Below are 10,942 nucleotides of genomic sequence, written 5' to 3' on the forward strand. Positions count from 1 at the left end.
GTGAACAGGTCCACGGACGACTGGCGCGGTGGCACTCTCTGCGGCGGCACCTGCTGGGTGGGGATCACCGGTGCGGCAGTGGCCACCGGGGCGAACCGGACGGTGGCCGCGTGCGGTACCGGGCTGGGCGCGGGCGGTCGGGGTGCGGGACTCGGGGTCGGGTTCGGCACGGCGTCGATCATCTCAGCCCGGTCTCGGCGACGTGATCCGGGGTCCGGCGCGACCCCCGTGGACCGGCGCCGCGATCCCGGCCGCCGAGTCGCCGATCAGCGCGGCGACAGCCGCGATCTCCAGCGGGAACGCCCGGTCGCCCGCGGATCGGCCGGTTTCCGCCATCCACCCCGGGGACCAGTCCAATACAGCCCGAAGTGGACCGGTGTCGAACCGCCCCGGACCGGTACCTTGATGATCATGGACCGCCTCTCCGACGCGCACAGCCTGGTCGAGCTGCTCGGCGACTGGACGACCGCGGGTGGTCCGCTCTACCGCAAACTGGCCGGGGCGGTGGCCAAGGGCATCGAGGTGGGCGACCTGCCCGCGGGCGAGCGCCTGCCCTCCGAGCGCGACCTGGCCAAGCTGCTCACCGTCAGCAGGGCCACGGTGGTCGCTGCCTACGACGAACTGCGCGGCAAGGGCCTGGTCGACAGCGTCCGCGGCAGCGGCACCCGGGTGAGCGCGCGCCCCAGGGTCAACGGCGCGCACGGGCGGGTGCCCGGCGGCCGGGCGACCTCGATCTTCCAGCGGCTGGCCGACGGCCCCGGCCCGATCATCTCGCTGGCGATGGCGATCGAGCCCGCGGCGCCGGAACTGGCCGAGGTGTACCGGGACCTGGCCGACGGCGGCGAGCTGACCGAGCTGATGACCGACGTCGGCTACCACCCGAGGGGCTACCCGCCGCTGCGGGCCGCCGTCGCCGAGCACTACACCGCGGTCGGCCTGCCCACCGACGCCGACGAGGTGCTCATCACCACCGGCGCGCAGCAGGTCATCGGGCTGGTCGCGCAGATGTACCTGCGGCCGGGCAGCACCGTCGTGGTGGAGTCGCCGAGTTGGCCGGGGTGCCTGGACGTGTTCCGGGCGGCCGGGGCGCGGCTGGTCGGGGTGCCGCTCGACGACGAGGGCGTTCGCGCGGACCGGCTGGCCGCGGTGTTCGCCGAGGAGCGGCCGGTGCTGACCTACCTGATGCCGACCTTCCACAACCCGACCGGGCAGATGATGTCGGCCGCGCGCCGAAGACGGGTCGCCGAACTGGCCGCCAGGTACAACGTGCCGGTGCTGGAGGACAACGCCTACAGCGGCTTCCACGGCCGCACCGGTGCCGCGCCGCCGCCGATCGGCGCGTTCGCCAGGGGCAACGCCGAGATCCTCAGCGTCGGCTCGGTGGCCAAGTCCGTGTGGGGCGGGCTGCGGATCGGCTGGGTGCGCGGCCCGTCGGCGATCGTGACCAGGCTCGCCCGCTACAAGGTGCGCGCCGACCTGGGCAGCCCGGTGCTCGACCAGGCGCTGACCGCCCGGCTGCTGCCGCGGCTCGAGGAGATCACCGCGACCCGCGCGGCCACCACGCGGGCCCGGCTCGACCACACCAGGGCGCTGCTGGCCGAGCAGCTGCCGAGCTGGCGGTGGCGGACCCCGGACGGCGGGTCGGCGCTGTGGGTGGAGCTGCCAGACACCAGCGCGCAGATCTTCGCCCAGGTGGCGCTGCGGCACGGGGTGGAGGCGGTGCCCGGCTCGGCGACGGACCCGACCGGCGCGCACGACAACCACATCCGGGTGCCGTTCAGCTTCCCGATCGAGGTGATCACCGAACTGGTGCGCAGGCTGGCGGGCGCGTGGGCGGACCTGCAGCGACACGGCCCGGTCACCGACTCGACCCCGGTGGTCTAAGAGGCCCTGCTGGTCCAGCGGCTCCGCCCGAAGAGACTCCGTTGGTCCAAGAGGTTGGCCCGAGAGGTTGGTCTAAGGGGACGGCTCTCGGCGTGGCGCCGAGGACCTAGGCGCGCACACCCGCGATGGCGAGTTCCAGGAGTCGGGTGACGGTCGCCGGTTCGCGTTCCGCGGCCGCGACGATCGCGTTCACCAGGCGCAGCAGGTCGGCGAGCGTGGCGTCGGGGTTGACCGCCTTCGCCTTCTGCGCGCGGCCGAGCACCTTCTTGCCGATCTCGCGGACCTGGGCGTGCGCGCTGGTGAGGTCCTTGGCGCCCTCGGCCATGGCGAGGAACTTGGCCAGCCCGAGGTGGGCGGTGAAGTGCCGGACCAGGGTGCGCAGCCAGCCGACCAGCGCGTCGCCGGGGTCGGCGGCGGTCAGCAGCGGCGTGGTCTCGGCGACCAGGGCGTCGACCCGGTCGTGGAAGACGATGTCGAGCAGGATGATCCGGGTCGGGTAGTGCCGGTAGAGGGTGGCCGAGCCGAGGCCCGCGCGGCGGGAGATCTCCTCGAGGGAGGCGTCGGCGCCCTGTTCGGCGACCACGATCCCGGCGGCGGCGCGCAGCTTCTCGTGGTTGCGCTTGGCGTGCGCCCGCATCCCCTTCTCGGGCAGGGCTTCCTCGACCGGGACTTGCTGCGGGGCTGGCTTGGACGCCACTGGGGGTTCCTCCGTCGCGCGGTTCCGCGGGGTTGTCCCCCGAATCGTACCGGGCCGTCAACGGGGTGGTACCCCGGTACCCTCGGCAGTGGTCGGACCATTCGGGTCCTGGGTGGAAACCACGCCCATTCCCGCGTTCCGCCCAGCTGGGCGACACCTGACCGGGGGACGTGGTAGCGCTCGGCGCCGCAGGCCCGGGCGAATCTGGGTAGCCCGCACCCATGTCCGGCCCCCACCCCCGGCCCTAGCTTGAGCGGCAGGACGTGCTCCGACGCCGGATAGTCCACTGTGGATACCGCGCCGGGTCGGCGCGGCGAGCGCGAGGAGGGTGCCGGTGGGCCTGTGTCGCGGCTCGCGGTCGCGCGAGCCGAGCGGTAGCGACCGACACCTTGGAGCCGTCCGATGATCGACCGTGTGCAGTTCTCGCTCAGCGCGGCGGACATCCCGCGCGCTTGGTACAACCTCGCCGCCGACCTGCCCGACCTGGCCCCGCCTCGACACCCGGCGTCCGGTAGGGCCATCACCTCCGATGACCTGTTGGCGATCGTGCCCGAGGAGTTGGCCAGGCAGGAGTTGACGCTGGACCGGGAGGTGGAGATACCCGAGCCGGTGCGCCAGATCTACGCGCGGTGGCGGCCTTCTCCGCTTATCCGTGCGCGTGGCCTGGAGCGGTCGTTGGGTACACCCGCGCGGATCTACTACAAGTACGAAGGCGTTAGCCCTACCGGCAGCCACAAGCCGAACACGGCCATCGCCCAGGCGTACTACAACAAGCAGGCCGGGATCACGAAGCTGGCCACGGAGACGGGCGCGGGCCAGTGGGGGTCGTCGCTGGCTCTTGCAGGCGCGCTGTTCGGCCTGGATGTCAGCGTCTACATGGTTCGGCTCAGCTTCGACCAGAAGCCCTACCGCCAGATGTTGATGCAGACCTACGGCGCTCGGTGCGTGGCCAGTCCCAGCACCGAGACCGAGACCGGTAGGGCCATCCTGGCCAGAGACCCCGACTCCCCCGGCAGTCTCGGTATCGCCGCCTCGGAGGCGGTGGAGATCGCGGCGAACGACCCGGCCACGAACTACGCGGGCGGCAGCGTCCTCAACCACGTGTTGTTGCACCAGACCGTCATCGGCCAAGAGGCGATCGCGCAGTTCGCCATGGCTGATGACTATCCGGACGTGGTTGTGGGGTGCGCGGGCGGCGGGAGCAACCTCGGCGGGTTGGCTTTCCCGTTCCTCGGGGCGCAACTGAGCGGCGGTCGGTCGGTTCACGTGATCGCCGCCGAGCCCGCGTCGTGCCCGTCGATGACGCAGGGCACGCTCGCCTACGACTTCGGCGACACAGCCGGTTTCACACCACTGCTGCGGATGTACACCTTGGGGCACGGCTTCATCCCACCGCCGCTGCACGCAGGCGGGTTGCGATACCACGGTATGGCGCCTCTAGTGAGTGAGGCCGTGGCGCAGGGGTTGATCGAGCCGGTGGCGGTAGCGCAAACGGCGTGTTTCGCGGCGGGGGTCCGGTTCGCGCGTACGGAGGGAATCGTGCCCGCGCCGGAGTCGACCCACGCGGTCGAGGTCGCGATCCGGGAAGCGTTGCGGTGCCGGGAGGAAGGCGTGAGCCGGACGATCCTGTTCGGGTTGTCCGGGCACGGGCACTTCGACCTGGGCGCCTACGAGGACTACCTGTCGGGCACCCTGCGAGACGGGCGGTTCGAGGCGGACAAGATGACCGCCGCGCTGGCGGAGCTACCGGATGTCTGACGGTGTGGGCGCCGTGGTGGCCGGGTGGCGGCGATGAGCAGGTTCATCCACGCGGTGGTGGGCGCCGCGATCCCGGTGATCCCGGAGGTGAAGGTCCGGGCGGCGGACGGGGTGTCGCTGGTGGGTGAGCGGTCGCCGGTGGCGATCGCGGCCGCCTACGAGGCCGCCGGGGTGGGGTGCCTGTCGGTGGTGACGGGCCGGTGGTTCGGCGGTGACCTGCGGCTGTTGTCCGACGTGACCGCGCGGTGCGGGTTGCCGGTACTGCAGAAGGACTTCCTGACGAGAGAGGCTCAACTGATCCAGGCACGTGAACTCGGTGCGGCAGCGGTACTACTGACTGCGGCGTTGTTGCCGCAGCGGGTACTGGCCACGCTGGTCGACAAGGCGTTGGTGTTAGGGCTGACTCCGTTCGTCGAGGTGGTGAACGAGGCAGAGGTCAGCGCGGTACCGCACGCCGACGAGTGCGTGATCGCGGTGAACAACAAGGACATCCAGGTTCATGAACGGGGTCCGGCGGACCTGAGTCGCAGCGAACGCCTGTTGCCCGCCATCCGGGCCACTGGCTGCCTGGCGCCGGTCAGCGCCAGCGGCATCGACCATCCCGCGCAGGCCGCGAGGTTGGTGCGCGCGGGGTTCGTGGCGGTGTTGGTCGGAACGGGTCTCTTGCGCTCCCCTGATCCCGCGACCTGGTTGTCCCGGCTCACCGTGGCGCCGAGGTGACGGCGATCCCCGCGCCGCGATCCCCTCTCGCCGACGAGCCGACCGCGTTGTCCCTGCGTGCCGCGGTGCGCAGGGTGCCGCTGGAGGAGCACCGGCTGGCAGGCCGGGTGTTCGAGCGGCACGAGATCGCGGCCGACTTCACCGAGCGGTCCACCGGTGTCCCCGCGAAGCTGTCGTCGCGGTCGGAGACAGTGGTCCGGTACCGGGTGTCGGACTCACTGATCCCGGTGACGCTGGGGTTCTACGGTGACGTCAACCGTGTCCGGTCTTGCCTACCTGGCCTGCCCGACCGGGCGAACCACGAGTCTGTGGCCGCGTTGGCCAGGGCGGCGGCGTCACCCGTGTACGTGATGCGCCCGAGGGAGCGTTGGCCCGAGGTAGACATGGACACGTTGCCAGTACTCCCCTGCCGCAGCGCCAGGCCCAGCATCACGATGGGGGTCGTCTACGCGAACCAGTGCGGGGTCACCTCGATGTCGGCGCACCGCATGGTGGTGTTGGACAAGACGCACCTGACGCTCTGGATGGGGCAAGAGGGCGGCCTGCGTGCTCTACACGCGGATGCGATGGCTGCTGGGGAACGGCTCGCGGTGTCAGTGAACCTGGGCCCGCCACCTGCGGCGATGGTGGCAGCCACGCTGGCGTCACCGCTGTGGCCGGCAGGTAGGCCCGCCATGGCCGGGGCGCTCGCAGGTGCGCCTCTAGCGCTGTCTGCAGGTGTCAGTACCACCATCCTGGCGGACTCGGAGATCGTCTTGGAGGGCCACCTCGACGACACGGTGAGCGGCGGCCACCCGGTGCTGACGGTGACGGCGATGACGACGCGGCCCGACCCGACCTACCACGCGCTGCTGGAGACGGGCCGGGAGCGCTCGGTCGTGCTGGGCCTGGCAGGCGCGCTGTCCGTGGCGCACGCGCTCGGCGACGACCTGGTCACCGACGTCCACCACAGCCCGGCGGGCGGCACCCTGCTGCTGGTGATCTCCGTGCACAAGCGGTGCCCCGACGACGACCACCGGCTCTCCGAGATCGCGCGCCGGGTGTTCGAACACCACCAGCACGGCGAGCTGATCGTCTTCACCGACGACGACGTGGACATCTCCCGCGCGGAGGACGTCCTGTGGGCGATCGCGACCAGGGGCACGCACCGGTCCGAGTGGTCCCGTGGGCGTGCGTTCGTGGACGCCACCGTCCCGTTCGGACGCACGGCGTCCCAGTCCCGCTAGGCCCACGTGTCAGCCGCTAGGCCCCTACGGGGAGCACCAGTCGTTGGTACAGGCGTTCCAGGTCCGCGTCGGGGTCGGTGGTGAGGCCGGTGTGGGTGGGTGAGGTCTGCACGAGGGTGCTGCGGGGCGCGGTGAGCCAGCGGAAGCGCTGCCCGAGCGAGATACCGGTGACCGGCGCGCGCTTGTCGCTACCGTCGCACGCTCCGCACAAGAGCGTCAGCGCGGCCGCGAGGGTGTCGACGTCCAGGTCGGGGTCTAGTGCACGCAGGCGGTCGGGGTCGACGTGCGTGCGACACCGCAGGTAGGCCAGGTCGGCGCAGTAGAGCAGCACGCCGACGTTCATGGCCTCGCCGCGGTCCTGTCTGGGGATGGCCCGCAGCAGCGCGTACTCAAACACGTGCGACACGAGCCGCCTCCAACTCACTGACCCAGCGCGGCGCGTCCGCCAGCCTTGCCTCGAAGTACGCCCGGTAGGCCGCCCTGGTCCTGTCAGGTGTGCCGAACACGTCGTCGAGCCAGTCGTCGGGGACCAGCGCGAGGACGTCGTCGAGCACGGGCAACACCTTGGGGCCCAGTTCCGCGTCGACCTCGGTGACCGAGCCCGCCACCGGGAGCATGACGTGGTCGGCCGCGTCGTACCGGTAGGTCGGCGCGGGCTGCCACCCCTCGGCGAACCGGTGGTGGAAGTAGAGAGAGGCACCGTGGTCGATGAGCCATACCTCGCGGTGCCAGAGCAAGAGGTTCGGGTTGCGCCAACTGCGGTCGACGTTGAGAACCAGACCGTCCAGCCACAGGACCCGCGCGGCGAGATCGGGTCCGGGGTCGCGCACAAGCGGCGTGAAGTCGAACGATCCGGGCAGGTAGTCCAAGCCGAGGTTGCGGCCACCGCTGACGCGCAGCAACTGCTGCACCTCTTCGTCCGGTTCCGCTCTACCCAGCTCCGGGTCGAGGTCGATGAGCACGATCTCCGGCACCGGTAGGCCCAACGCGCGCGCCAACTCCCCCACCACGACCTCGGCCACCAACGCCTTGAGGCCCTGGCCCGCGCCGCGGAACTTGAGCACGTACATGCCCAGGTCGTCGGCCTCCACCAGCCCCGGCAGCGATCCGCCCTCACGCAGCGGGGTCACATACCGGGTGGCGGAGACGGCACGCAGCGGCGATGGCACTCCCGAATCATGCCGTGCGACCGCCGCCACCGCGCCACCTGGTCAACCCAGGGCATCCCGCACGCGACGTAGGTGGACCTGCTCGATGTCGTCCGAAGTCAGGTCTATCGCGCGGGTGTACTCGGCAACCGCCTCCGGCGCGCGACGCAGTCGCCGCAGGAGATCGGCTCTTACCGCGTGGAAGACCGGGTAACCGTCCAGGTCCAACTCCTCGACCAGTGCGAGAGCCTCGCCAGGGCCGAATACCTCAGCGACCGCCACCGCACGGTTGAGCCTGACGACCGGCGTCGGAGCTACCGCGAGGAGTTGGTCGTAGAGCGCCACGACCTGGATCCAGTCGGTGGGTGGGTCTGTGTGGACGGCGTTGATCGCGGCCTGGATCTGGTACGGACCGGGCAAGCCGACGCGGAGACACCGTCGGACGAGGTCATGGCCCTCGGCGATCATCGCGTGGTCCCACCTGGCGTGGTCCTGCTCGGTCAGCGGCACCAGCGCGCCCGCGTCGTCCACCCGCGCGGCGCGACGGGCATCGGTGAGCAGCACCAAGGCGAGCAGCCCGAGCGCCTCCGGCTCGTCGGGCATCAACTCCACCAGCAGCCGGGCCAGCCGGATGGCCTCGTCGCACAGGTCGGCGCGGCGGCGGGCGTGGCCCTCGGTGAACACGAGGTAGACCACGGCGAGCACCGACCGCAGGCGCTCCGGGAGGTCGGCGTCGGCGGGGACGCGGTACGGGATCCGCGCGGCGCGGATCTTCCCCTTGGCCCGGACCAACCGCTGGGCCATGGTCGGCTCGGGGACCAGGAACGCGCGGGCGATCTCGGCGGTGGTGAGCCCACCGAGCAGCCGCAGCGTTAGCGCTACCTGCGCGGGTCGGGCGAGAGCCGGGTGGCAGCAGGTGAAGACCATCCGCAGTCGGTCGTCGCGCACGGGTCCCTCCTGCACTGGTTCGGTCGTGGCGTGCAGCAGGGCGGCCTGGGCGTGCCGGTCGTCGCGGTCGGCCTCGCGGCGCAGCCGGTCGACGGCCCGGTTGCGGGCGGTGGTGATGATCCACCCGGCCGGGCTCGGCGGCACGCCCCGCTCCGGCCAGGTGCGCAGGGCCTGGGCGAAGGCGTCCTGGACCGCGTCCTCGGCGAGGTCGATGTCGCCGAGGACGCGGGTCAGCACGGCCACCGCCCGCCCGTACTCCCGGGCGAAGACCCGCTCGACGCTCACCCGCCTGCCACGGGCCGGACCTCGATCGGCAACGTCACCGCCAGCGCTGCCCGGCGACCCCACGCCAGCGCCGCGTCGAGGTCGGGCGCCTCGATGACCCAGAACCCGCCGACGTGCTCACGGCCCTCCGCGTAGGGCCCGTCGGTCACCAGGACGTCGCCGTCCTTGGGGTGCAGGACGGTCGCGGTGTGCGCCGGGTGCAGGGCCGCGTTGAACACCCAGGCCCCGGCCGCCCGGAGGTCCGCGTTGAACGCCGCGAGGTCGCGCATGATCGGGTCGAGGATCTCGGGCGGGGGCGGGTCGCCGTCGGGCTGCTGGATGCTGAGCAGGTACTGCGTCATGTCGGTTCCTCCGGGTCTGGACCGGTGCGTGTCCGGTTTCTGGCGGGTTTGACTACCCGCACCTCTTACACGAACGGCTATGTCGCGGATCGACACCTCGGGGACGGCTGTTTTCGAGCGGTCCTGACTGTACGGTTCGCTCATGTCGCAACCGCCGCCACACGACCCCCGGTTCCCGAACCAGGGTGGCTACGGTCCGCCCGTGGGCGGCGGCCCGTACCGGCCCGGTCAGCAGGACCAGCCCTACCCCCAGCAGCAGGGCGGGTACCAGCAAGGCGGGTATGGGCAGCCGGGGTATGGGCAGCAGGGGTACGAGCAGCCCGGCTATGAACAGCCACGGTACGACCAGGGTGGCCGTCCGGCAGGCGGGCAGCGACCGCCCGCTCAACCCCAGCAGCGCCCGGCAGCGCCACAGCAGCAGTCAGCGCAACCGGCGCAGCGGCCCGCTCAGGCTCCACAGCGGCAGGCAGCGCCACCGTCGCGGTCGTCGGGGCCGCGCCGGATCCCGGGTGTCGGGTTGGTGCTGGCCATCGTGGGATCGCTGGTGCAGCTGCTGAGCCTGACGCTGCTGCCGTGGATCGCGCACGGCGGTGACCCGAAGTCGCTGGTCAGCCTGGTGGGTGACCTGTCGGACGGCCAGCCGCACGGCTTCGGCGACTGGTACGTGGTGCTGTTCAGCTACCCGCTGGTCGTGCTCGGCGTGCTGCTGTCGTTCTCCGCGGTGCTCGAGTCGGTCGCGATGAAGGTCGTGTGGGCCGGTCTGGTGCTGCTCGGGGTGGGGTTCCTGCTGCTGCGCTTCGGCGTGGGGCCGATGACCGGCCTGTTCGGCGTCGAGAAGGACTTCAGCACCCGGGACGTGGTGGTGGCCGTGGCCGCGGTCGGGGTGGCCGTCGTGGTCATCTTCGTGTTGAAGACCGCGGTGAGCATGTTCCGGCGGGTCGCGGGTCTGATCCTGTTGGCACTGTCGGGCGTGCACGTGGCCGCGGTGGCCGACTTGGCCGACGGTCTCGACAACCTGAGCGTGGGTGCCTTCGGTCCCGTTGTCGGCTACGTGCTGATCGGCGCTGCCGCGTTGGTCGGGCCTAAGAGGTTCGCCCCGTAGTCACCAGTGCCGCGGATGCGACAAGGTCGTAGGCAGCTTGGTCGTCTTGTCGCCGCGCGCGGAGTCCACTTGTGACTGGATGAGGAACAGGGCGCCGGTGAGGTTCGCGCCTCTGAGGTCGGCGCCGCGGAGATCCGCGCCGATGACATCCGCTCCGCGCAGGTCGGCCTCTCGTAGGTCCGCGCCGATCAGGTAGGCACCGCGCAGGCTCGCGCCCCGCAGGTCCGCGCGGCGGAATCGGGCGCCCATCAGGTTCGCGCCGCGGTGGTCCTTGCCCCGGCTGCCCGCGCGGGCGCGTTCACTCACCTTGAGCAGCAGCGCGTTGACCTTGTGCCGGTGCGCGGGCACGTCGAGCGACCGCAGCGCGGCCGGGTCCGAGTCGGTGAGTGCCTCGGTCTCGGCGAGTGCGCGGTCGAGGTCCGCGCGCAGCGGTGCGGCGGCGGCGATCCCGCGGGCCTCGGTGAGGTACCAGAGCAGTTCGTGCAGGTCGCGCATCACCGGGAACACGGTCTGGGCGGCCTCCGGCGCGACCCGGGTGACCTTCTGACCCGCGCCGAAGCAGTCGTAGACCGTGCAGCCAACGAAGCCCTTGGGGCGGAGCTGGTCGTGGATGCCGCAGCGGTGGTCGGCGAGCAGGTTGGGGCAGGCGCGGCCCGCGGGCTTGTCGATGGCGAAGTCCGTGGAGGCGGAGAACGCGGGTACCCGACAGCACAACGCGTGGCAGTTGGCGCAATCCGCGCGCAGCGCACCGAAGGGATCTTGCGTTTTTGGCACAGCGCTCCCGTGCGGTAACGGAACGTGAGAGGGTTCACGACCAGATGGGATACCGAGCG

General features: G+C 71.4%; 12 protein-coding genes. 5 read left to right on the top strand and 7 right to left on the bottom strand.

The features are described 5' to 3' along the window. Nucleotides 1–183 precede the first annotated feature (183 nt). Nucleotides 184–336, bottom strand: coding sequence for a hypothetical protein (locus tag CLV68_RS34145; protein ID WP_170224513.1), 153 nt, complete (start codon nt 334–336; stop codon nt 184–186). 75 nt (nt 337–411) lie between these two features. On the opposite strand from CLV68_RS34145, the gene CLV68_RS21910 reads away from it, so the two are divergent. Then, complete coding sequence (locus CLV68_RS21910; RefSeq protein WP_121392932.1) at nt 412–1,884, top strand: aminotransferase-like domain-containing protein; 1,473 nt, start codon at nt 412–414, stop codon at nt 1,882–1,884. A gap of 106 nt (nt 1,885–1,990) precedes the next feature. Here CLV68_RS21910 and CLV68_RS21915 read toward each other — a convergent pair whose 3' ends face one another. Next, nucleotides 1,991–2,581, bottom strand: coding sequence for a TetR/AcrR family transcriptional regulator (locus CLV68_RS21915; RefSeq protein ID WP_121392765.1), 591 nt, complete (start codon nt 2,579–2,581; stop codon nt 1,991–1,993). Nucleotides 2,582–2,983: 402 nt separating this feature from the next. Between CLV68_RS21915 and CLV68_RS21920 the strand changes: the two genes are divergently transcribed. From CLV68_RS21920 to CLV68_RS21930, 3 genes are read left to right on the top strand one after another with little or no spacing between them, the layout of a single operon-like run. After that, on the top strand, nt 2,984–4,339 hold the full coding sequence (locus tag CLV68_RS21920) for a TrpB-like pyridoxal phosphate-dependent enzyme (RefSeq protein ID WP_121392766.1): 1,356 nt from the start codon (nt 2,984–2,986) through the stop codon (nt 4,337–4,339). A gap of 33 nt (nt 4,340–4,372) precedes the next feature. Then, nucleotides 4,373–5,059 carry a beta/alpha barrel domain-containing protein gene (locus CLV68_RS21925; protein WP_121392933.1) on the top strand — a complete coding sequence of 229 codons (687 nt, stop codon included), beginning with the start codon at nt 4,373–4,375 and terminating at the stop codon, nt 5,057–5,059. Continuing rightward, nucleotides 5,056–6,285: a UbiD family decarboxylase gene (locus tag CLV68_RS21930; protein WP_170224514.1), complete on the top strand. Its 1,230-nt coding sequence runs from the start codon at nt 5,056–5,058 to the stop codon at nt 6,283–6,285. Before CLV68_RS21925 ends, CLV68_RS21930 begins: the two co-directional genes overlap by 4 nt. Nucleotides 6,286–6,301: 16 nt before the next feature. Here CLV68_RS21930 and CLV68_RS21935 read toward each other — a convergent pair whose 3' ends face one another. From CLV68_RS21935 to CLV68_RS21950, 4 genes are read right to left on the bottom strand one after another with little or no spacing between them, the layout of a single operon-like run. Beyond that, nucleotides 6,302–6,691, bottom strand: a complete 390-nt coding sequence (locus CLV68_RS21935) for a DUF3037 domain-containing protein (protein ID WP_121392768.1) — start codon at nt 6,689–6,691, stop codon at nt 6,302–6,304. Next, nucleotides 6,675–7,454, bottom strand: coding sequence for a HipA family kinase (locus CLV68_RS21940; protein WP_121392769.1), 780 nt, complete (start codon nt 7,452–7,454; stop codon nt 6,675–6,677). Before CLV68_RS21940 ends, CLV68_RS21935 begins: the two co-directional genes overlap by 17 nt. A 42-nt stretch (nt 7,455–7,496) precedes the next feature. Beyond that, nucleotides 7,497–8,666: an RNA polymerase sigma factor gene (locus CLV68_RS21945; RefSeq protein ID WP_121392770.1), complete on the bottom strand. Its 1,170-nt coding sequence runs from the start codon at nt 8,664–8,666 to the stop codon at nt 7,497–7,499. Beyond that, nucleotides 8,663–9,007, bottom strand: coding sequence for a YciI family protein (locus CLV68_RS21950; RefSeq protein ID WP_121392771.1), 345 nt, complete (start codon nt 9,005–9,007; stop codon nt 8,663–8,665). Before CLV68_RS21950 ends, CLV68_RS21945 begins: the two co-directional genes overlap by 4 nt. Before the next feature lie 202 nt (nt 9,008–9,209). On the opposite strand from CLV68_RS21950, the gene CLV68_RS21955 reads away from it, so the two are divergent. Next, nucleotides 9,210–10,109 (top strand): hypothetical protein, encoded by a 900-nt coding sequence (locus tag CLV68_RS21955; protein ID WP_147460102.1) that lies wholly within the window; start codon nt 9,210–9,212, stop codon nt 10,107–10,109. Here CLV68_RS21955 and CLV68_RS21960 read toward each other — a convergent pair whose 3' ends face one another. Next, nucleotides 10,110–10,883 (bottom strand): pentapeptide repeat-containing protein, encoded by a 774-nt coding sequence (locus CLV68_RS21960; protein WP_246010036.1) that lies wholly within the window; start codon nt 10,881–10,883, stop codon nt 10,110–10,112. It abuts the gene before it with no gap. Nucleotides 10,884–10,942 lie beyond the last annotated feature (59 nt).

Origin of the sequence: Actinokineospora cianjurensis, from assembly GCF_003663795.1 — a bacterium.
Taxonomy (GTDB): Bacteria; Actinomycetota; Actinomycetes; order Mycobacteriales; family Pseudonocardiaceae; genus Actinokineospora; species Actinokineospora terrae.

What these genes read in the sequence shown, in the direction of transcription:
- CLV68_RS21950 (WP_121392771.1), bottom strand. Translation starts at nt 9,007, where the DNA reads ATGACGCAGTACCTGCTCAGCATCCAGCAGCCCGACGGCGACCCGCCC.
- CLV68_RS21920 (WP_121392766.1), top strand. Translation starts at nt 2,984, where the DNA reads ATGATCGACCGTGTGCAGTTCTCGCTCAGCGCGGCGGACATCCCGCGC.
- CLV68_RS21910 (WP_121392932.1), top strand. Translation starts at nt 412, where the DNA reads ATGGACCGCCTCTCCGACGCGCACAGCCTGGTCGAGCTGCTCGGCGAC.
- CLV68_RS34145 (WP_170224513.1), bottom strand. Translation starts at nt 336, where the DNA reads ATGGCGGAAACCGGCCGATCCGCGGGCGACCGGGCGTTCCCGCTGGAG.
- CLV68_RS21925 (WP_121392933.1), top strand. Translation starts at nt 4,373, where the DNA reads ATGAGCAGGTTCATCCACGCGGTGGTGGGCGCCGCGATCCCGGTGATC.